Raw genomic sequence first — 22,939 nt, forward strand, 5'->3', positions numbered from 1 at the left:
TATATTTTTTAATTAAAAAGGCTAAATCTAAATAAAAAGCCATTTTCTGACACGCCATTATAGTTAGACATTACATAATCTAACCTTAAAAACCTCCACTTACCAAAACCTAAATTATCTAAACCAACAGAATATTCTGTGTATGGTTTTGCATCTGCCATAACCATTGCTTTAGAGCCTGCTACTAAATAAAAGTTTAGCTTATTTAATAACGGAATTTTACCTAAAATCGCACCTCTAAAATTATGTTCTAAATGCGCTTCTGCATATTTATCATTAGAGTACAACTTGTAATAATCTAACAAACCAAAACTACCTATTCCGCTTGTTTTAAGAGGATATGTTAACTCGTTTCCGTTTGGTTGTAGATAATCCATAAAAGCAATATTTTTCTTTTTTAAGAAAATTCCCGCTCTTAAACTGTATTTAAAATTACCATAATTACCTGCGTTAATAAACTGATTAATATTTGTAATAAATACATCAGAATTTAATTCGGAATTAGAAGCCCCAAATCTTTTTCTGTATCGAAGACTAACAGACGGATATTTATTGTTTCCTACGTTTTGCTTGCTATCTGGATACGTTAAATATTTTTGCCCAAAAACAAATCTTGTTCTTAAATCTAAAGTTGCTATTCTATGCTCTTTAAAAGGCGCTTGTGTAAAATCTGTTTTATCTAAAGGATTATTGGAGGTATAACCACCGTTTTTATCTGCAGAAGCCCAAGAAAAATCTGTGGTATTAAATAACGGTTTTCTATTTGCATACTCTAAAGTTCCAGAAAAGTAAATTCCGTTTTTAATTTCTTGAGAATACGTAATTTCTGCAGCTTGTTTCTCGTAAATTTTTAAATAATTAAGGTTACTTATTAAAGAACTTAAAGAATTATTTAACCTAGATATTGGATTTCTTTCGTTAAACTGCGGAGTTGTAACACCAATTTTTGCCAATATTCTTGGTCTAGAAATGTTATTCCATTTTTTAGAAAAATAAATAGTTGGTCTAATTTTTTTCTCAGAAAAACTGTAATTAGCATTTACACCTGCACTCCACCACTTCCCTGTATCATTTAAAGATTTAAAATAATTAAAACCTACACCTGTATAAAAACCTTGTACCGTGTTAAAACCTGTTCTTAATAATGGCCCATTGTAAGAAAAAGATTTATCTTCGAAAGTGTTATTAAAACTGTACCCAGTTATAGGATCTAACCAACCAAACTTGTTACCTTTTGCATCAATAGAATCTAAATACTTTTTAGATTTTCTAAGAGTCTTAATACTATCTTTTACTTTATAATCTGTTACTTCTTCTAATGTTAAAGGAATTGGTCTTAACTTGTTCCAGAATAAAGAATCTTTTTTTGTAGCACTTTCTTCAAAAGATAAAACCTCATTTGTAAAAGTAGTTTCTGTAAAATTTGGTTTAAAATTATAATCAGAATAAGTGTAAGAAAATTTTCCGCTAGGTTTAAAACCAAGAAAATTTAAATCGAAATCTAAAGTTTGATTTATTAAAACCCAACCATCAATTTCTTCGGAATAATTAAAGCCTTGTGTTACTTTTAAAGTATTTACAATTGGTATGTTGGTTTGCGCACCTGTTGTGGTAACATCTATACCGTACAATGCCCAATCGTCTTCTACAATATAAATAAACCCTTCAAAAACTCTATCGTTTTTACGCCTAGGTAAAAGCTTAATTTTATTAATTAATTTTTGATTTTTATCATAAAATGTTCCTACCAATTTATAGTTGTAATACGTAAAAGCGTTGGTAGAAATAGGAGAAACTAAACCATTAAAAATTTCGATACTGTTTTCATATAAATCTAAATTAGACTCTTCTGCTCTATTAAAACTTACGCCATTATCTTGCCCAGAAACTTTAGATGCAACAATTTTTTCTTTAAATTTTTTAGGTTTTTTTTGAAATGATATATTAGAAAACGTTTCAGATAAATAGATTATTCCGCTTCTTGTAGAATCTAAACCTCCACCAAAATCTCCCATACTTTGTCCAAAAAATTTTTCTGGTGCATCTTTAATTCTAGTTAAACCTCTAGAGTAAAACTTGGCTGTGTAATTTGAATACTTTTCTGTATTCTTATCTTTGTTTTTAATAGCATTTCTAATTATTCTATTTGCAGGATTGTCTTTTGTAGAGATTACAATTTCGTTTAATTGTACATTTTCTTCTTTTAAAACTGCATTTAATTCAAAAGGGAAACTTGAAATTGTTACTTCTTTTTTTAAAGTTGTAAAACCTATAAACTGAAAAATAATGGTATACTTTCCGGGTTTTTTAAGGTTTAAAAGATAGTTACCTTCTTCATTAGTTGTAGTACCTGTAATTGTTTTATTTAAATAGACACTTACAAAAGATAAAGGATCTCCTTTTTGATCTGTAACAGTTCCTTTAACTTGTGCTTGTAAAGAAAATACTGTGCATAAAAATAAAATAAACGTAATTTTTTTCATAAATAGTTTGGGTTGATTGCTACAAACTTAATTTTTAAATAATTAGCAAATGTTTAATATTTGTTAAACGAAACATAAAATGTTCACAAAAGATTAGACTTCAATTTTATGTAAATGGTTGCCTGCTTATTTATTTTTAGTTGAATCTCTAATTACTAAATCTGTATCTAAAACTACTTGTTTATGAGTTACTAACTTATTTTCCTTTCTATTTTTAATTTCTTTATATAATAATTTAAAAGCTTTTTTACCCATTTCTAAACCTGGTTGATTGATAGTTGTTAAACTTGGTGATATAACTGAAGCCATAAACCAATTACTAAAACCTACAATATTTATGTCTTGAGGTATTTTGATACCTTGAGCAGTAAATTCTGTCATGGCACCAATGGCAACCAAATCTGTATTTATAAAGATTCCGTCAACATCATCATGATCTTTTAAAAGTTGTTTTGCATTGGTTTTTCCTTCTTCAAAACTCATATCACCACACTCACAGGTGTAAACCAAAGAAGCATCGAACTCTAAACCATTATCTAATAAAGCTTTTTTATATCCTAAATATCTATCTATAGAATTTTGTGGTAACAAAGGACCTCTAAAATGAGCAATTTTCTTGCATCCTATATCTATTAAATGCTGTGTTGCAGTATATGCTGCTTTTCTATCATCAATAATAACTTTAGAACATTTTACAATTTTAGCTATCTTATCGAACATTACCAGTGGTGTTTGCTGGTTTATAACTTGGTTTAAGTGCGTAAAATCTGATGTTTCATTTGCTAGTGAAATTAGAATTCCATCAACCCTCTTTCTTAATAATAAATCAATTTGCTTTTGTTCTAATTCATACGATTCATTAGATTGTAGTATAATAACCAGATATCCTTTCTTTTCTGCTTGTGCAATAATACCTTTAATTACAGATGAAAAAAAGTGATGTACAACCACCGGAATAATCAAACCAATTGTTTTAGATTCTTTAGTTCTTAAGTTTACTGCAAAAGAATTTGGTTTATAATTTAACAATGCTGCTTTTTCTCTTACACGTTTTCTCGTTTTCTTACTAACATCTGGGTAATCCTTTAACGCTTTAGAAACCGTTGTAATAGAAATACCTAACTCTTCTGCAATTTGTTTTAAAGTTACCAAATCTTAACCTATTGATTTATATTAAATTAGTAATCAAATATAACACTATTTTGCAAAACGAAAACCTTTTCGACAATTCGAAAACGTTTTCGTTTTGGTAAGTTGATAAAAAAAATAAGCAAAATTTTAACTTTACTAAAAAAACAATTATCTAATTATTAAATTCACAATCAAAAAAATGAAAAAACTAACAAATCTTAAAGGTTTACTTTTAATGTTGTTCTTAGCAGGGACATCAACATTATTAGCACAATCTAGCATCTCTGGTACCGTAAAAGACCAGAACGGAGAATTAATTCCTGGTGTAAACATCATTTTAAAAGGAACAACAATTGGTACTAGTTCTGATTTTGATGGAAATTACGAAATTAAAAACATTAAAGAAGGTGTTTATACATTAGTAGCTTCTTCTTTAGGTTTCGACAATTTTACAAAAGAGGTAAATTTAAATTCTTCTAAAATTGTTTTAAATATCGTTATTATTGAAAATGCACAATCATTAGACGAAATTATAGTAACTGGTGTTGTAAATCCAAAATCTAAAATAGAATCTAGTATTTCTGTTTCTACAGTTGGTATTAAACAAATTGAACAAGCATCACCAAGATCTGCAGGTGAACTTTTTAGAAACATACCTGGTATTCGTGCAGAATCTTCTGGTGGTGAAGGTAACGCAAACTTTAATGTACGTGGTGTACCAGTTTCTTCTGGTGGATCTAGATATTTACAGTTACAAGAAGATGGCCTGCCTTTAATGTTGTTTGGAGACACTTCTTTTGGTAATGCAGATAACTTTTTACGTATAGATTCTAATGTAGGTAGAGTTGAAGCAATTAGAGGTGGTTCTGCTTCTACACAAACTTCTAATGGGCCTGCAGGTATTATAAACATGATTAGTAAAACCGGTAGAACAGAAGGTGGTACAATTGGCGCAACTTACGGTTTAGATTTTCAATCTAGTAGATTAGACTTTGAATATGGTACACCAATTAGCGAAGATTTGTATTACCACGTTGGTGGTTTTATGCGAGTTGGTGAAGGCCCAAGAAACATTGGCTACCAAGGCAATAAAGGAGGTCAAATTAAAGCCAATATAACTAAAGAATTTAAAAACGGATATGTTCGTACTTATTTCAAATATTTAAATGACAAAACAGTTATGTACATGCCAATGCCAGTAAGTTTAACGGGTACAAATGCAAACCCAACTTTTGGAAACTTGCCTGGTTTTGATATTACTTCAGATTCTCCTCACTCTGTAAATATTCAGAATACATATAGTGTTTACGATGGAAATCCTACCCAAAACGATATGAGAAGCGGTAACAATCCTGTAAGTTCGGCGATTGGTGCAGAATTTTCTTTTGATTTAGGTGATGATTGGAAAGTAAATGGTAAAGCAAGATATTCTAACAACTCTGGGCAATGGAACGCTCCTTTTACAGCTAACGTAGGTACTGTAGCAGAAATAGAAGCTTTAGTTAGAGGTGCTTCTGGTGCAACTGGCGCTCTAACTTACAAAGACGGAACACCATTTAATCCTGCAAACGGATTAGCACAAGACATTAGATACTTTGATGTTACTATTGAAGATTTGAGTAACTTTTTTAGTGATGTAAAAGTTACTAAAGCAATAAACGACAATATAGGAGTTACCGTAGGTATGTTCTCTGCAACTCAAAATACAAAAATTGGTTGGCAATGGAGCTCTGCTATTTCAGAAGTAGCAGGAGACGGTAAAGCTAGACTTGGTATTTTCGAAGGATTTTCTGAAGGTGGTGCTTACTCTTATGGTCAGCCAGTTTGGGGCAACTGTTGTCAAAGAAAATACAATACAGTTCATAATGTAAATTCTCCGTATGTTGGTGTAGATGCAGAAATTTCTGAGAAATTAAATTTTGATGGAAGTATTCGTTTTGAAAATGTAAATGTTAATGGTTCTATCAACTCTGGTCAATTAAGTAATTTAGATGCAAACGGAGATTTAATTGGTTTTGATTATGATAGTGATGGTGAAATTAGCGATTTTGAATCTACAATACCAACTATAGCTGGTAACCCAGGGCAAGCAATTAGCGACAACTATAATTTTGTTTCTTACTCTGCAGGTTTAAACTATAAAATTAACGATGGTGCAGCAGTTTTTGGTAGATACAGCAAAGGTGCTTCTGGTAGAGCAGCCGATAGAAATAACTACGGAACAGACGGTTTAGGAGATGTTCAATTTGATGAAATCTCTCAGTTTGAATTAGGTTTAAAAAAGAGATTAAATAATGGTGTTTTAAACGTAACTGGTTTTATAAGTAATACAGATGAAGGTATTAGTAATGAATTAAACAGAACAGTAGGAAACCCTTTTAAAGCTTTAGGTTTAGAAGTAGAATCTGCATTAAGTTTTGGAAACTTTGGTATAAACGGTTCTGTTACTTATACAAAAGCAGAAATTGATGGTGGTGCTAATCAAGGAAACACACCAAGAAGACAAGCAGATTTTGTTTATAATTTAGCACCTACATATTCTTTTGGTACTAGTAAACAACATTTATTAGGAGTTACAGTTCTAGGTACATCAGAATCTTACGCACAAGATGATAACGATTTAGTTATGCCAGGTTACGCATACGTAAACGCAGTAGCTAAAGTAAGTTTAACAAAAGGGTTATCTCTAAGCGTAAACGCTAATAATTTATTTGATACAATAGGTGTTACAGAAGTAGAAGGAAACGGTAACATTGCTGGTGGTTTAGCTGCAGCAAGAACAATTTCTGGTAGATCTACAACAATGACATTACAATATAGTTTTTAAAGTTTGAGTTAATAGTAAGTTTGGTTATTAAGAAAAGGGCCAACGTTTTTATAGTTGGTCCTCTTCTTTTTTAAAAGTCATTTAAAAATTAAAACACTAATGTTAAAAAAACCTCGCCTAAGTTTTTGGCAAATATTAAATATGAATGTTGGATTCTTTGGAATTCAATATAGTTTTGGTCTACAACAAAGTGCAGTAACCCCAATTTACGATTTTTTAGGTGCTAGCCCAGATCAAATTCCAATTTTACACCTTGCTGGCCCTGTAACTGGTTTATTAGTACAACCAATTATAGGAGCATTAAGCGATAATACTTGGAGCCCAAGATTCGGACGGAGAAAACCTTATTTTTTAATTGGTGCAATTTTATGTAGTTTAACATTGTTTGCTTTCCCTTTTAGTAGTTCTCTATGGATGGCAGCCGGACTTTTATGGATCTTAGACGCAGGTAACAATACCGCAATGGAGCCTTACAGAGCTCTTATTGCTGACAAATTAAACACAGAACAACAGCCTTTAGGATTTCAAATGCAAAGTTTCTTCACAGGCTTAGGACAAGTTTTAGCAAATTTATCTTTATTTATTTTTCCGCTAATTTTTATTGGTACAACAGGTTCGTTACCAACTTGGGTGTATGCATCGTTTTTTTTAGGTGCCTTCTGTTCTATTGCAACTATTCTTTGGAGTATCAAAAAAACAAAAGAGATTCCGCCAACAGAAGAAGAGTTACAAAAAATTAAAGAAAAGAAAAGTGTTATAGAGCCCTTCATAGAAATTTTTTCTGCCATTAAAGACATGCCAAAAGTAATGTGGCAATTAGCTTTGGTTTATTTATTTCAGTGGTATGCATTGTTTTGTTATTGGCAAAATTCATCTAAAAGTGTTGCTCTTTCTGTTTGGAACGCCACACCAGAAAATAAAGAAGCCTATAGCGAAGCTGTAAGTTGGACAGGTTTGGTAAACGGTTGGTATAACGTTGTTACATTTTTGGTAGCATTTGCATTGGTTGGTTTTGCAAAAAAATTCAGTCCTAAAAAAGTACATGCTTTCTGTTTAATAATTGCTGCAATAGGTTTCTTAGCTTTTCCGCATATAGAAAATAAAAACTTATTATTCTTTGCAATAACTGGTTTTGGTATTGGATGGGCAAGTATGATGGGTATTCCTTACTTAATGGTAGTAGCAGATATCCCTAAAGAAAGATATGGTGTTTATATGGGTATCATAAACATGATGATTGTAATTCCCATGATATTTCAAACGCTATCTTTTGGTTATATCTTAAAAAACTTTTTAAATAACGACCCTCGAAACGCAATAACATTTGCAGGTGTTTTACTAATTATCAGTGCAATCTTTACGCTTTTTATTAAAAGTAAAAGCAATTTAAAAAAACAAAATTTTGGATAACAACAGAAATATAGACATTTTATGCGTTGGCGAAGTACTAGTAGATTTTATTGGCCATCAAACTGGTGTTTTAATTAATAACACTAGAGATTACCACAGATATCTTGGAGGTTCTCCTACAAATGTTGCAATGAATGCTGCTAGATTAGGATTAAAACCCGTTATGGTTTCTACTGTTGGTAACGATGGTTTTGGAGAATACATTTTTAAAAGATTAAAAGAAGTTGGTGTTAATATAGAAAACATAAAAGTTTTAGAGAATAAGCCAACAAGTGTAATATTTGTTTCAAAATCTGATGGAACACCAGATTTTATTCCTTTTAGAGATGCAGACAGGTATATTTCTGAAGATCAAATTTCTAAAGAAACACTTCTAGATTCGAAAATATTTCACACAACATGCTTTGCTTTAAGTAAAGAACCCGCGCAAAATACAATTCTAAAAAAGGCAGAAGAAGCTTATAAATTAGGCTGTAAACTAAGCATCGACTTAAATTATGCAAAAAAACTTTGGGAAAGTAGAGATCAAGCTTTTAAAGTAATAGAAGCTTACTGTAAATTAAATCCGTTAATAAAAATTAGCGAAGATGATATGCTACGCCTTTTTGAAAAAGAACTTCCTCATAATCAAATTTTTACATTTTTTCATGATTTAAATGTAGATACTGTTTGTTTAACTTTAGGGCAAGACGGTGTTAAATTATCTCAAAAAGGCAAAAAAGTAATTACTTTACCGGCTATTAAAGTTGACAAAGTTATGGATACCACAGGTGCTGGAGATGCTTTTTGGTCTGGTTTTTTATTTGCTTATATAAAAGAAAAACCAATAGAAGAATGCTTAGAAGTTGCCTTAAAACTTGCAGCTTTAAAATTACAAAACGTAGGTAGATTACCAGACAATATTAATATTTTATCTAAACTTTTAGAGCAATAAAAGAATGAAGCTAGAAGAAAATAAAACTTTTAACGGAGTAATGTTAAACGCATATCCGGATAGTATTGGAGAGAAATTAGCAGACACTATTAACATGCTTAAAATGCCAGAGTTTAAAGATGTTTTCTCTTTATTCTACATATTGCCAACATTTTTTAATAGTGATTTAGACAGAGGTTTCTCTATAATCGATTACAATTTAAATAAAGATTTAGTTTCGAAAGACGACCTAAAAGCATTAGAAGAATTAAACATAATGCTAAAATTTGATATTGTATTAAATCATTTATCTGTAGCTTCACCTCAATTTAAAGACTTGCTAAAACACGGAGAAAAATCTAAATACAAAGACTTTTTTATCAATTGGAATTCTTTTTGGGAAAACAACGGAACAAAAAATGAAAATGATATAATAATTCCTAAAAAAGAATTTTTAGATAAATTGTTCATGAGAAAATCTGGACTACCGATTTTAAAAGTTCCTTTTCCAGATGGCACAAAAAAACCTTATTGGAACACTTTTTATCAAGATGTAACATATCATAAGATTTCTTCTGAAGAAATATCTAAAATAACTGGTTTACCTGTAGAAAAAGCAACAGTAATTTCAGCAAAAATTAATGCAGCAATAGATGATAATCAAGATTTATCAACTATTAATTTTGATGCCTTTGATGGATCAAAAAACAAAATTTTAAATTTTATAAACCAAAAAGCAACCTATTTAGGCCAAATGGATGTAAATGCCAAATCTGAACTAGTTTGGCAGTTTTACGAAGAAACTTTGGCAAAAGTTAAAAGTTTTGGTTGTAAAATTTTAAGATTAGATGCTTTTGCTTACCTACACAAAGAAATAGGGCAAACAAATTTTTTTAACAAACCTGGCACTTGGACCTATTTAGATAGAATTAATGAAATTGCTAAAAAAAACGACCTGATTTTATTACCAGAAATTCATGCCGAATACGGTTTAAATTTACATGATGAAGTCGCAAAAGAATCCTATCAAATTTATGATTTTTTCTTACCTGGCTTAATGATTCATACTTTAGAAAAAGCAAATAACAAAGCGCTTTTAACTTGGATACATGAAATTATAACTAAAAATTACAAAACTGTAAACATGTTAGGTTGCCACGATGGTATACCTGTTTTAGATTTAAAAGGTAAAGAGGTTAACGGAGCCTACAATAAAGGTTTATTAGAAGATGTCGAAATTGAAACCATAATGAATACAATTATGGAAAGAGGCGGAAGAGTTAAGAATTTATATGATCCTTCAGGAAAAAAAATATCATATTATCAAATAAACGCCACGTTCTTTAGTGCTTTAGGCGAAAGTGAAGAAAAACTATTATTAGCTAGAGCAATTCAATTATTTATGCCAGGTATACCTCAGGTTTGGTATTTAGATATTTTTGCAGGTAAAAATAATTACGCCGCTGCAGATAAAGGCGGAAGTGGCGGACATAAAGAAATAAATAGAACAACTCTTTCAAATAAAGATATCGAAGAAGGTCTAAAAAAAGATATTGTTAAAAACCAACTTAAATTGATGCGTTTAAGAAATACTTCTAGCGCTTTTTTAGGTGAAATATCTTGTAGTAATACCAAAGAAAATGAATTAGAAATTACTTGGACAAACAACAATGAATTCGCAAGATTATCTGCCAACTTAAGTAGTTTAAATTTTTCGATTAATTATTCAGAAAAGAATAAGAATACAGAACTAGTTTTTTAAACATCTTTAGAATCTATTATTCTTTGATATTTAATATGGTCTTTCATTGAAAACCCTATCTTTGTATGCTTAAACAAGCAAACAAATATTATATGAGTGATTCTAGAAAAAGACACGAAGCCTTAGTATATCATGCAAAACCAAAACCAGGAAAAATAGCGGTTGTTCCTACAAAAAAATACGCAACACAGCACGATTTAGCTTTAGCGTATTCTCCTGGTGTAGCAGAACCTTGTTTAGAAATTGCAAAAGATAAAAATAACGTTTATAAATATACTGCAAAAGGAAACCTTGTAGCTGTAATATCTAACGGTACGGCAGTTTTAGGTTTGGGTGACATTGGGCCAGATGCCTCTAAACCTGTAATGGAAGGTAAAGGATTACTTTTTAAAATCTTTGCAGATATAGATGTTTTTGATATTGAAGTAGACGCTACAGACGTAGATCAATTTATACAAACGGTTAAGGCAATTGCTCCTACTTTTGGAGGAATTAATTTAGAAGATATTAAAGCACCAGAAGCTTTCGAAATCGAAAGAAGGCTAAAAGAAGAATTAGACATTCCGGTAATGCACGATGACCAACATGGTACCGCAATAATTTCTGCAGCTGCTTTAAAAAATGCCATCGATATTACAGAAAAAGACATTAGTAAAGTAAAAATTGTAGTAAATGGTGCTGGCGCCGCTGCAATTTCGTGTACTCGTTTATACCTAAAATTAGGTGTAAAAAGAGAAAATGTTGTAATGTGCGATAGCAAAGGAGTAATTAGAAAAGATAGAGGTAACTTAACTTCTCAAAAAGAAGAATTTGCAACCGATAGAGATCTTAATACGTTGGAAGAAGCAATGCAAGATTCTGATGTATTTATTGGTTTATCTAAAGGAAACATAGTTTCGCCAGAAATGCTTTTATCAATGGCAAACAACCCTATTGTTTTTGCAATGGCAAATCCAGAACCAGAAATAGAATATGATGTTGCCATAGCTACAAGAAAAGATATTATCATGGCAACGGGTAGATCAGACCACCCTAATCAAGTTAATAATGTACTTGGTTTTCCGTTTATTTTTAGAGGTGCTTTAGATGTTAGAGCTACTAAAATTAATGAAGAAATGAAAATGGCAGCAGTACATGCTTTGGCAGATTTGGCAAAAAAATCTGTGCCAGAGCAAGTAAATATTGTGTATGATGAAGTAAGTTTAACTTATGGTAGAGAATACATCATTCCAAAACCATTCGACCCAAGATTAATTTATGAAATTCCACCAGCAATTGCAAAAGCAGCAATGGATTCTGGTGTAGCTTTAGAACCAATTTCAGATTGGGATAGATATAGAGAAGAATTAATGGAGCGTTCGGGATCTGGTAGTAAAGAAATTAGACTTTTACATAACAGAGCAAAAAGTAATCCTAAACGCGTGGTTTTTGCAGAAGCAGATCATTTAGATGTTTTAAAAGCAGCACAAAGAGTTCACGAAGAAAAATTAGGAAAAGTAATTTTATTAGGACGTAAAGAAGTAATTCTAGAACTTAAAGAAGAAATCGGGTTTACTGCAGATGTGCAAATTATAGATCCTAAAACAGACGAAGAAAAAGAAAGAAGAATCCGTTTTGGAGAAGCTTACTGGAAAACACGTCAAAGAAAAGGTAGAACCTTTTCTGAAGCTAAAAAATTAATGCGAGAACGTAATTATTTTGCAGCTATGATGGTAAACGAAGGTGAAGCAGATGCTTTAATTACGGGCTATTCTAGACCTTACCCTACGGTTGTAAAACCAATGCTAGAGTTAATAGAAAGAGACAAAGATGTAACAAAAATTGCAGCTTGTAACTTAATGCTTACCAAACAAGGTCCTTTGTTTTTAGCAGATACAACTATCAACCAAAATCCTTCAGCTAAAGAATTGGCAAAAATTGCGCAAATGACAGGTAAGTTTGTAAACATGTTTGGTATGAAACCAAATATTGCAATGTTGTCTTATTCTAACTTTGGATCATCTAGTTCTGAAACTTCTAAAAAAATTAGAGAAGCGGTATCTTACATTCATCGTCACTTTCCAGAAACAGTAATAGACGGAGAAGTACAAGCAGATTTTGCTTTAAATTCTGAAATGCTTGCTAAAGAATTTCCGTTTTCTAAACTAAATGGTAAAAAAGTAAATGTTTTAATTTTTCCTAACTTAGAATCTGCAAATATTACTTACAAATTATTAAAGCAAGTAGAAGGTGCAGAATCTATTGGACCCGTAATTTTAGGTTTTAACAAACCGGTACATATTTTACAATTAGGTTCTAGTGTAGATGAGATGGTAAACATGGCAGCTTTAGCTGTTGTAGATGCGCAACAAAAAGAAAAAAGAAACAACAAATAAAAAATAGTATTTTAGAAGCCTGAAAAAGATAATTTTATGATTACACAAGTTAGAGGAAGACTCGTAGAAAAAAGCCCAACCGAAGTTGTAATAGATTGTAATGGCGTTGGTTATTTGCTTCATATTTCTCTAAATACATATACTGCATTGCCTGCAGATGAAAATATAGTGTTGTATACGCATCTTTCTATAAGAGAAGATGCGCATACACTTTTTGGGTTTATCAATAAAACAGAAAGAGCTGTATTTAAATTCTTAATTTCTGTATCTGGTGTTGGGCCTAGTATTGCTAGAACAATGTTGTCTTCTATGACTTCGGAAGAAATACAACAAGCAATAGCATCAGAAAATGTTAAATTAATACAATCTGTAAAAGGTATTGGGGCAAAAACAGCCCAAAGGGTTATTGTAGATTTAAAAGATAAAATCTTAAAGACTTTCGATATTGACGAAGTTTCTGTAACTGCAAGCAATACAAACAAAGAAGAAGCGTTATCTGCTTTAGAAGTTTTAGGCTTTCAAAGAAAACAATCAGATAAAATAATAACAGCAATTTTAAAAGAACATGCAGATGCTTCTGTAGAAAAAATTATAAAATTAGCCTTAAAAAGTTTATAATCAATTGGGTACAATTTTTAAAAATACGTTTTTATTAATAACAATTATCTTAACGGTAAGTTTATCTACTTATGCTCAAGATACTACAGAAAAAGACTCAACAAAAGTTAACAAAGACAACGTAGATTTACGCTACGATTTTAAAAGCACCCAAAAAGGTGGTTTATATTTAGATGATTTATCAAAAAAAGAAATCATTTTTGATAAGGTTTTAAACAAATATGTAATTGTAGAAAAAATTGGCAATTATTACACAAGAACTCCCATTTATTTATCGCCAAGAGAATACCAACAATATCGATTAAAAAGAGACATGTTACTTTATTTTAAAGATAAAGTAAGTGCGACAAACGGTAAGAAAAAAGGATCTAAAGAAGCTCAAAAAGATTTATTACCAACTTATTATGTTAACAACAAGTTTTTCGAAACCATTTTTGGTGGTACAGAAGTTAAAGTAACACCAACTGGTAGCTTAAATTTAAAGTTAGGTTTTATTTATCAAAACACAGATAACCCTCAAATATCCGAAGAAAATAGAAGCAATTTTACTTTTGATTTTGATCAGCAAATAAACGCAAGTATTCGAGCTAAAGTTGGTACTCGATTAGAATTTACAGCAAATTACGATACGCAAGCTTCTTTCGATTTTCAAAATTTAGTTAAAGTTGGTTTCGAACCAAATGAAGACGATATTATACAAGGTCTAGAAGCAGGTAATGTTTCGATGCCAATTAAAAACTCTTTAATAAACGGAGCACAAAGTTTATTTGGTGTTAAAACCGATTTAAAGTTTGGAAACACCAATATTACTGCGGTCTTTTCTCAGCAAAACTCAGAAAGTAAAACTGTAGTTGCAGAAGGCGGTGCATCAATACAACCTTTCGAATTAAGAACTACCGATTACGATAATGACAGGCACTTTTTCTTATCGCAATATTTTATTGATAATTATGCAAATTCGCTTAAAAACTACCCATTAATTAATAGCCCAATTAATATAACAAGAGTAGAAGTTTGGATAACGAATAGAAACGCAAGTACAGAAGATTATAGAAGTATTGTTGCTTTTGCAGATATTGGCGAATCTGAAAACCAAGTTTTGGTTGATGAAAACGGTGTTGTATTAAACCCTGCAATTACGCAACCACAAGTTGCTGGTAATAATTTACCTTTTAATGGAGCAAACAGAATTGGTACGGAAATTATTCCTGCAGGTGGTATAAGAGATATTTCTACTGTTGATAGTTCTTTGCAACCTTACAACATGCAAAACGGAACTAATTATTCGGTTTTAGAAAATGCAAGAAAATTAGATGCAAATGAGTATCGATTAAATCCGCAATTAGGTTTTATTTCTTTAAATAGAAGATTAAACGATGGTGAAGTTTTAGCTGTTGCTTATGAATATACAGTAGCGGGTAATGTTAGCGGAAGCACAAAAAACTCTTTTAAAGTTGGTGAATTTTCTAACGATGGTATACAAGCACCAAACAATTTAGCTGTAAAATTATTACGCTCAGAAATTTTACAAACAAAAAGAACGAATGTAACTACCGGAGAAGACGAAGCTTTTCCTACATGGCGTTTAATGATGAAAAACGTGTATGCTTTAGGCGCTTTCCCGTTAACTCAAGATGGGTTTCGTTTCGAAATTCAATATAGAGACGACCAAACAGGTATACCTTCTAATGTTTTACAAAACGCTGCAACAGCTGGTATTTCTAACTTACCTTTATTACAAGTACTAAAACTAGACCAATTAGATCAAAGTCAATTTAGATCCCCAGATGGTTTTTTCGATTATGTTGAAGGGATTACTGTAAATTCTGAAAACGGATTTATCTTTTTTCCTGAACCAGAACCTTTTGGTAACGATTTGGCAGACGAATTAACAAACCCTTCTGATGCAAATTTTATATTTAAAGAACTGTATTTAAACACTAAAATAAACATCAAAAACAATTTTCAAAATAAAGATAAGTACTTTTTAAAGGGATATTTTAAATCAGAAAATTCTGGCGGAATACCAATTGGCGCATTTAATGTTCCTAGAGGTTCTGTAAGGGTTTCTGCTGGCGGAAGACAGTTGGTAGAAGGTGTCGATTATGTTGTAGATTATTCTTTAGGAAGAGTACAAATTATCGATCCGGGTTTACAAGCTTCTGGTGTACCAATTAGCGTTTCTACAGAAAATAATGCTGTATTTAATCAGCAAAGAAAAACGTTTTTTGGTATCGATGTAGAGCATAAATTTTCTGAAGATTTTGTGGTTGGTGCAACTTATTTAAATATCGAAGAAAGACCATTAACACCTAAAGTTAATTTTGGTGCAGAACCTATTAACAACACCATGTTAGGTTTTAATTTTAATTATGCTACAGAAGTTCCTTATTTTACGAAACTGGCAAACAAATTACCGTTTGTAGATACAGATGCTCCTTCTAATTTATCTGTTCGTGGAGATATGGCTTATTTGATTCCTGGCACACCAAGCGGAATAGACGTTACAGGTGCAGCAACTTCATATATCGACGATTTTGAAGCATCACAAGTACCTATTAGTTTACTTTCTTCGTTAGATTGGTATGAAGCTAGTACGCCAAAATACTTTCCTAACTTTAACGGAGAAAGTGATGATTTATCCTATAATTACAAAAGAGCAAAGTTAGCTTGGTATAGCGTAGATCAAATATTTTACGGTGTTGGTGATACGCCTGCTAGTATAGATGCTGATGAACTTTCTAGAGCAGAAACAAGACAAATTAATTATAGAGAATTGTTTCCTAATGTACAATTAGATATTACGCAAAACTCTTTAGTTAGAACTTTAGATTTAGCTTATTTTCCGGCAGAAAGAGGTTCTTATAATTATGACCCTACAGCAACAATTCAAGATGATAAGGTAACATTGCCAAACCCAGAAACTAGATGGGGAGGTATTATGCGACCTTTAACAACAAATAATTTTGATCAAGCAAATGTTGAGTATATGCAATTCTGGATTATGGATCCTTATCAAAATTATTCTATCACGAACGAAGAAGGTTTACCAACTGGTATAGACCCTAACAATCCAGCAAATCAAGTAGGTGATTTGTATATAAATCTTGGTAATATTTCTGAAGATATTTTGAAAGACAACCGCAAAATGTATGAAAACGGTTTGCCAGAAGATGGTTTAAAAGTTAACGGCAATAATGTTAACAGAACTACTTGGGGTGATGTTCCTAGAAATCCATCGATAATTTATGCTTTTAATGAACTAGATGATGCAAGAACAAATCAAGATATTGGTTTTGATGGCTTAAATGATGATGAAGAACGAAATTTACCAGGCATAGGGCAATATGCAAATTTAACAGATCCTGCGGCAGACAACTTTCAATTTTTTAGAGGATCAAATTTAGACGCAATAAATGCATCATTAATAACTAGATACAAAGATTACAACAATACTCAAGGTAATTCGCCAACGTTAAATCAATCTACAGAACCTTACCCAACATCTTCTACAACGTATCCAGATACAGAAGACATCAACAGAGATCAAACCATGAATACTGTAGAAAGTTATTATGAATATAGAATCTCTATGAATCAGAATGATTTAAGAAAAGGAGTTGGTTATATTGTAGATGAGAAAACAACAACAGTTACTTTAGAAAACGGAAACACACAACAAACAAAATGGTATCAATTTAGAGTTCCGGTAAGAAGTGGAACGCCCGTAAATGGTATTTCTGATTTTAATAGTATTCGTTTTGTAAGAATGTTCTTAACTAATTTTAGAATGCCAGTTGTTGTTCGTTTTGGTGAATTAGATTTGGTTAGAGGTGATTGGAGAAGATATGTTAGAACTTTAGATGCTACAACAAATCCAGACAGAGAATTAACGCAAGACGAACTAAACAATTTTGAAGTTGGGGTTGTAAGTATAGAACAAAACGAAGGCAGTTATATACAACCACCAGGTATCGAAAGAGAACGTTTACAAGGTAGCACAACGGTTCAACTACAAAATGAACAATCGGTTACTTTAAAAGTTACTAGATTAGAACCAGAAGAAACAAGAGCTATTTACAAAAATATAAGTGTAGATTTAAGACGTTTTAAACAGTTAAAAATGTTTATGCACTTACAAGAAATAGAACGAGAAGCTGTTGTTAACGATAATGAGTTAGCTGCTGTAATTCGATTAGGAACCGATTTAAATGAGAATTTCTATCAAATAGAATTACCTTTAAAAGTTACAAAATCGGGTACATCTGCTTTAGACATTTGGCCAGAAGCAAATAATTTAGATGCCTTTTTAGAAACTTTTGGTAAGATAAAATTAGAAAGAAATAATGTTAATTTTCCGGTAAACGAAATTTATCAATCTCAAGAACAAAATCCAGATTTACCTTATACTATTAGTGTAAAAGGAAACCCAACTTTAGCACAATTAAGAACAATAATGTTAGGTTTAAAAAACATTTCTTTATCTCCTAGAAGTGCAGAGGTTTGGTTTAATGAACTTCGATCTGCCGGTTTTGATAATAAAGGTGGTTGGGCTGCTGTTGTAAATGCAGATGCTAATTTTGCTGATGTTGCCAACGTTTCTTTAGCCGGAAGCATGTCTACAATTGGTTTTGGTAATGTAGAAGATAGAGTAAACCAACGTAGTTTAGACGAAACCAAACAATATGATGTTGCAACTACTGTAAATTTAGGCAAGGTTTTGACACCTAAAAAATGGGGAATTCAATTACCGATGAGCTATAGTATCGGAGAGAAGTTTATAGATCCAAAATACGACCCACAGTATCAAGATGTAACCTTAGAAGATGCTTTAGAACAAAATCCTAACAGCGAATTTTCTAGAGATTATACTAAAAGAACAAGCATAAGTTTTATTAATGTAAAGAAAAACAGAAATCCGAATTCAACTAAAAAACCAAAGTTTTACGATGTTGAAAATGTTTCTGTTTCTTACGCTCATAATAAAGAGTTTCATAGAGATTACAATATTCAAAAATATGTAAACGAAAACGTAGTTGCAGGTGCCACTTACAACTATAATTTTCAATCAAAATCTATAGAACCATTTAAAAACATAAGCTTTTTACAAAGTAAGTATTTAAAGCTAATTAAAGATTTTAATTTTAACCCAATACCATCTACCGTAGCGGTAAATTCTAGAATTAATAGAAATTTTACAGAACAACAATCTAGAAATTTAGTAGCTGGTTTATCTGATCAACCTGCATTAAAACAACGTAGATTTTTATTCGATTGGGATTATACCGTTGGTTTTGATTTAACAAAATCGCTTCAGTTTAATTTTAACGCTACCAATAGTTACATTTACGATACTTTTGACACCAATGAAAATATTCAAATTTATGATGATTTCTTTAATACTGGTAGAGCAAATCATTATCATCAAAAATTAAACGGAACATATCAATTACCAATAGATAAACTACCTTTTTTAAGTTGGGTAAAAGCAGATTATGCGTATACCGCAGATTTTGATTGGCAAGCTGCAGCACAAAGTACAATAGATGTAAATGGTACGGATGTTGCCTATGTAGATTTAGTTGGTAATGTTGTTCAAAATGCAAACACACACAATTTAAATACAACTTTAACTTTCGATAAGTTCTACAAAAGTTTAGGTTTCGAAAAATTATTACTTTCAAAAAACCAAAGAAAAAATTCTAAAGGTCTACCAGGAAACGGTCTACCTCCTGCACCAGGAAGAACAAATACTAAGAAAAAATTATCTGTAGGTAAACAAATTTTAAAAGGTGTTTATGATGTAGTAACCTCTATAAAACAAGGTAAGATAAGTTATTCGGAAAATAACGGACAGTTTTTACCAGGTTATACAGAAGATATTGGCTTTTTAGGTGGTGCACCAACTTCTTTTGCTTTTGGTAGCCAAGTAGATATTAGAAATAAAGCATTACAAAATGGTTGGCTAGTTGGGCCAAGAGATCCAGATAATAGCGAATATTATAACAAGACTTATAGCAGAACGCATTATAATAAATTAGATTACACTTTTACAGTTAAGCCTTTTAAAGATTTAAATATTGATGTTAGAGGTAATAAAATTAAAACAAGAGATTTATCTCAGCAATTAGATGTCATCGAAAACGGTACAACAAACGGAGCATTAGATTTTAGTGCACCTGCTTTTGAAACAGGAAACTTTAGTACAAGTCATTCTATGATTGCAACAGCTTTTAAAGATGGTGATGCACTTTTTGAGACCATGAGATCATACAGATCTGCAATTTCACAAAGATTAGCAACAGAAAACGGTGGTAATGCAACAGGATACGGTAACAATAGTCAGCAAGTTTTATTACCTGCATTTATGGCTGCATATTCGGGTTCTAGCCCAGATAAAGTAAATACTAGTTTGTTTAGAAATATACCGATACCAAATTGGACTTTGAGATATACTGGGCTTATGAAATTAGATTTCTTTAAGAAGAACTTTAGCAATTTTGTAGTTTCACATGGTTACAAGTCTTCTTACACGGTTTCTAGTTTTACAAACAACCTACAATACGATTCTAATAATCCTTTTAGTACAACAAATTCTTCTGGAAATTACGAACCAGAATTGTTAATTTCTGCAGCGACTTTGGTTGATGAGTTTTCTCCTTTAATTAAAGTTGATATGAAAATGAGAAATTCTTTCTCTTTAAGAGGTGAAGTGAAAAGAGACAGAACATTAACAATGAATTTTAACAACAGTACCTTAACAGACATAAAAGGTACAGAATATATCTTTGGTTTAGGTTATGTTTTTAAAGATGTAAAGGTAAATACACGCTTTACCGGTAAAAAAACAACCCTTAAAGGGGACGTAAATTTAAGAGCAGATGTGTCTCTAAGAGATAATTTAACACAAATTAGATCTGTAGATGAAGATAATAATCAAATAAGTGGCGGACAAAGATTATTTTCTATTAAATTTACAGCCGATTATAGATTGAGTACAAATTTAACGGCATCGTTTTATTACAATCATCAAACATCTAGATATGCTGTATCTACCACTTTCCCGCGACAAGCAATAAATGGTGGCTTTAACATTATCTACAATTTAGGAGGAAATTAAAAACAATAAACAACCAATAATAATATTAAAATGAATATTCCAGCAGAATTAAAATACACAAAAGATCACGAGTGGCTTAGAATTGAAGGAAATGTAGCTACTATAGGAATTACAGATTTCGCACAAAGTGAATTAGGAGATATCGTTTATGTTGATGTAGATACATTAGACGATACTGTAGAAGAAGGAGAAGTTTTTGGTTCTGTAGAAGCCGTAAAAACTGTTTCCGATTTATTTATGCCTTTAAAAGGAGAAGTAACAGAATTTAACGAAGAGTTAGAAGATGAGCCAGAATTAGTAAACTCAGACCCATATAATAAAGGTTGGATGATAAAAATTGAAATATCAGACAGCTCGCAAATAGATAATTTATTAGATGCTGAAGCTTACGAAAAACTTATTAAGGGATAAAAAATTACTCTTTGCTATAGCAACAGCAATGCTAATTTTGTACTTAAGCTTAATGAAAATGCCAAAGTATAATGTATCTATAAGCAATGTAGACAAATGGCAACATAGTATTGCTTATACTGTTTTATCATTGTCTTGGCTTTTAGCATTACAAAAGTTCAATAAAAATTATTTAATTATAATTAGTTGTATCTCTTTTGGCATAATTATTGAAATTTTACAAGAAACTGTAACCTCATATAGAACAGGCGATTTTTTAGATATTATTGCAAATTCTGTAGGTGTACTATTAGGTTTATTAGTATTTAGCATTTTTTTTAAAAAAAAAAGAGGTTAAAAAATAAAAAGACTTGTATTTAACACAATAATTTAGTTAAATTAGCGAACTATATAAAACTCTTATTCAATGGAAATAAAGAAAAATCCGAAATCGAACTTAGAAAATTACAGTAAAATATTTATGCAAATTGGTTTAGTATTAGCCTTATTTGTTACTTATGCTGCAATCGAAAAGAAAACATACGACAAGACTACAAGTTCTTTAGGTGTAGTTAATATGAATGCAGACATGGAAGAAGATATTCCAATTACTGAAAGAGTAGAGCCTGTAAAACCTAAAACTCCACCACCACCAACTCCAGAAAAAATTGAAGTTGTAGAAGATGAAAAGGAAGTTGAAGAAACTGTTATAGAATCTACAGAAACAGATGAAACTGAAGCGGTAGAAGTTGAAGAAATTGTAGAAATTGAAGAAGCAGAAGAAGTTGTAGAAGATGTAAACTTTATGATTATTGAAGATTCACCAGTTTTTCCTGGATGTAAAGGAAGTAAGAAAGAGTTAAAAGATTGTTTCAGTAAAATGGTACAAAAGCACTTTTCTAGAAAATTTGATGCAGATTTACCTAACGAGTTAGGTCTTTCTCCTGGTAAGAAAAGAGTATTTATTGGCTTTAAAATTGATAGACAAGGTAACATTGTTAATGTACAAGCAAGAGCACCACACCCAAAAATTAAAGCTGAGGTTATTAAGGTAATGAAGTTATTACCTAAAATGAAGCCTGGTAAACAAAGAGGTAAGCCAGTAGGTGTTAGTTATAACATTCCTTTCTCTTTATTAGTAGAATAATATAAGATATAAAATATCAAAAAAAACGCTTAGAACTTAGTTTTAAGCGTTTTTTTCGGTTTAAACATATGACTACAATTAAATAGCACTTAGTAATTAACAGGTCTATTATCGTTAAAATAACACTTATAATAATTCATAAATGACTAACGTAAAAAATTTTATCAAAAAGAAATAGGTGTATAAATTTAAACTAGTATTACATAAATTTAACAATGCTTACATGAGTTTAACTTTCTTAATTACTAACCCTGTACTATTGTTATTGAAAATAACTTAGTAATAATAAATTAATTTATGGGCAATCAAAAACTTAGATTTAGGTATAATTAAGAACAAAAAAAACCTAAAGTAAAACTTTAGGCTTGTATAAATTTTAAATATATACTTTATTTATTGGTTGCTACTTTAGATTCAGCTTTCCATAAATTAACACTTTCTATAGTATTATTATTGTAAGTTACTTCTTGTAAAGAACCTGCATTATTCCAGAAAAACCATTTTCCAGTTTTTTTACCATCTTTATAAAAAGCCATTTGAACTTTATTTCCTTCTTTATCAAAACGTGTCCAGATTCCTGTTAATTTTTTATCTTTAAAATAACCTTCTGTGCTAATAGAACCATCCTCATGATAATAAGTTGCTTTAACTAAAGCACCTTCAGCTTGATAAGTAGGTTTAATATCTTGTGAGTATCCTATTGCTGCGATGCATAAAAATGCTATTGTTAAAATTTTTTTCATGGTTTTATATTTTGAGGGTT

General features: G+C 31.0%; 13 protein-coding genes. 10 read left to right on the forward strand and 3 right to left on the reverse strand.

Going from position 1 to position 22,939, the window contains the following annotated elements:
- Nucleotides 1-8: 8 nt before the first annotated feature.
- Both ACYPV9_RS00260 and ACYPV9_RS00265 read right to left on the reverse strand, forming a co-directional pair.
- Nucleotides 9-2,483 (reverse strand): DUF5686 and carboxypeptidase regulatory-like domain-containing protein, encoded by a 2,475-nt coding sequence (locus tag ACYPV9_RS00260; protein WP_459741205.1) that lies wholly within the window; start codon nt 2,481-2,483, stop codon nt 9-11.
- 126 nt (nt 2,484-2,609) lie between these two features.
- Nucleotides 2,610-3,635, reverse strand: coding sequence for a LacI family DNA-binding transcriptional regulator (locus ACYPV9_RS00265; RefSeq protein ID WP_459741206.1), 1,026 nt, complete (start codon nt 3,633-3,635; stop codon nt 2,610-2,612).
- Between the two features lie 178 nt (nt 3,636-3,813).
- Between ACYPV9_RS00265 and ACYPV9_RS00270 the strand changes: the two genes are divergently transcribed.
- The 10 genes from ACYPV9_RS00270 to ACYPV9_RS00315 all read left to right on the forward strand — a co-directional run bounded on the left by ACYPV9_RS00270 (nt 3,814) and on the right by ACYPV9_RS00315 (nt 22,176).
- Nucleotides 3,814-6,441: a TonB-dependent receptor domain-containing protein gene (locus ACYPV9_RS00270; RefSeq protein ID WP_459741207.1), complete on the forward strand. Its 2,628-nt coding sequence runs from the start codon at nt 3,814-3,816 to the stop codon at nt 6,439-6,441.
- A 99-nt stretch (nt 6,442-6,540) separates the two neighbouring features.
- Complete coding sequence (locus tag ACYPV9_RS00275; protein WP_459741208.1) at nt 6,541-7,851, forward strand: MFS transporter; 1,311 nt, start codon at nt 6,541-6,543, stop codon at nt 7,849-7,851.
- Nucleotides 7,844-8,785 (forward strand): carbohydrate kinase family protein, encoded by a 942-nt coding sequence (locus ACYPV9_RS00280; protein WP_299064162.1) that lies wholly within the window; start codon nt 7,844-7,846, stop codon nt 8,783-8,785. The genes ACYPV9_RS00275 and ACYPV9_RS00280 overlap by 8 nt, the downstream gene beginning before the upstream one ends.
- Nucleotides 8,786-8,789: 4 nt before the next feature.
- On the forward strand, nt 8,790-10,526 hold the full coding sequence (locus tag ACYPV9_RS00285; protein WP_459741209.1) for an alpha-amylase family glycosyl hydrolase: 1,737 nt from the start codon (nt 8,790-8,792) through the stop codon (nt 10,524-10,526).
- 92 nt (nt 10,527-10,618) lie between these two features.
- A complete protein-coding gene (locus ACYPV9_RS00290) occupies nt 10,619-12,901 on the forward strand; it encodes an NADP-dependent malic enzyme (RefSeq protein WP_299064664.1) in 2,283 nt (760 codons plus the stop codon).
- Nucleotides 12,902-12,937: 36 nt separating this feature from the next.
- Complete coding sequence (gene ruvA / locus ACYPV9_RS00295; RefSeq protein ID WP_459741210.1) at nt 12,938-13,519, forward strand: Holliday junction branch migration protein RuvA; 582 nt, start codon at nt 12,938-12,940, stop codon at nt 13,517-13,519.
- A gap of 4 nt (nt 13,520-13,523) precedes the next feature.
- Nucleotides 13,524-20,639 (forward strand): T9SS outer membrane translocon Sov/SprA, encoded by a 7,116-nt coding sequence (gene sov / locus ACYPV9_RS00300; protein ID WP_459741211.1) that lies wholly within the window; start codon nt 13,524-13,526, stop codon nt 20,637-20,639.
- A gap of 30 nt (nt 20,640-20,669) precedes the next feature.
- Nucleotides 20,670-21,050, forward strand: a complete 381-nt coding sequence (gene gcvH / locus ACYPV9_RS00305) for a glycine cleavage system protein GcvH (protein WP_079737897.1) — start codon at nt 20,670-20,672, stop codon at nt 21,048-21,050.
- Between the two features lie 58 nt (nt 21,051-21,108).
- Complete coding sequence (locus ACYPV9_RS00310) at nt 21,109-21,387, forward strand: VanZ family protein (RefSeq protein ID WP_459741212.1); 279 nt, start codon at nt 21,109-21,111, stop codon at nt 21,385-21,387.
- Nucleotides 21,388-21,456: 69 nt separating this feature from the next.
- Nucleotides 21,457-22,176: an energy transducer TonB gene (locus tag ACYPV9_RS00315; protein ID WP_459741213.1), complete on the forward strand. Its 720-nt coding sequence runs from the start codon at nt 21,457-21,459 to the stop codon at nt 22,174-22,176.
- Between the two features lie 389 nt (nt 22,177-22,565).
- Here the strand turns inward: ACYPV9_RS00315 and ACYPV9_RS00320 are convergent, their stop codons facing one another.
- Nucleotides 22,566-22,919 (reverse strand): toxin-antitoxin system YwqK family antitoxin, encoded by a 354-nt coding sequence (locus ACYPV9_RS00320; protein ID WP_459741214.1) that lies wholly within the window; start codon nt 22,917-22,919, stop codon nt 22,566-22,568.
- Between the last annotated feature and the right edge of the window lie 20 nt (nt 22,920-22,939).

Source organism: Polaribacter sp. OB-PA-B3, assembly GCF_054589375.1.

What these genes read in the sequence shown, in the direction of transcription:
- ACYPV9_RS00315 (WP_459741213.1), top strand. Translation starts at nt 21,457, where the DNA reads ATGGAAATAAAGAAAAATCCGAAATCGAACTTAGAAAATTACAGTAAA.
- ACYPV9_RS00285 (WP_459741209.1), top strand. Translation starts at nt 8,790, where the DNA reads ATGAAGCTAGAAGAAAATAAAACTTTTAACGGAGTAATGTTAAACGCA.
- gcvH (WP_079737897.1), top strand. Translation starts at nt 20,670, where the DNA reads ATGAATATTCCAGCAGAATTAAAATACACAAAAGATCACGAGTGGCTT.
- ruvA (WP_459741210.1), top strand. Translation starts at nt 12,938, where the DNA reads ATGATTACACAAGTTAGAGGAAGACTCGTAGAAAAAAGCCCAACCGAA.
- ACYPV9_RS00290 (WP_299064664.1), top strand. Translation starts at nt 10,619, where the DNA reads ATGAGTGATTCTAGAAAAAGACACGAAGCCTTAGTATATCATGCAAAA.
- ACYPV9_RS00260 (WP_459741205.1), bottom strand. Translation starts at nt 2,483, where the DNA reads ATGAAAAAAATTACGTTTATTTTATTTTTATGCACAGTATTTTCTTTA.
- ACYPV9_RS00310 (WP_459741212.1), top strand. Translation starts at nt 21,109, where the DNA reads ATGCCAAAGTATAATGTATCTATAAGCAATGTAGACAAATGGCAACAT.
- ACYPV9_RS00275 (WP_459741208.1), top strand. Translation starts at nt 6,541, where the DNA reads ATGTTAAAAAAACCTCGCCTAAGTTTTTGGCAAATATTAAATATGAAT.
- ACYPV9_RS00270 (WP_459741207.1), top strand. Translation starts at nt 3,814, where the DNA reads ATGAAAAAACTAACAAATCTTAAAGGTTTACTTTTAATGTTGTTCTTA.
- ACYPV9_RS00320 (WP_459741214.1), bottom strand. Translation starts at nt 22,919, where the DNA reads ATGAAAAAAATTTTAACAATAGCATTTTTATGCATCGCAGCAATAGGA.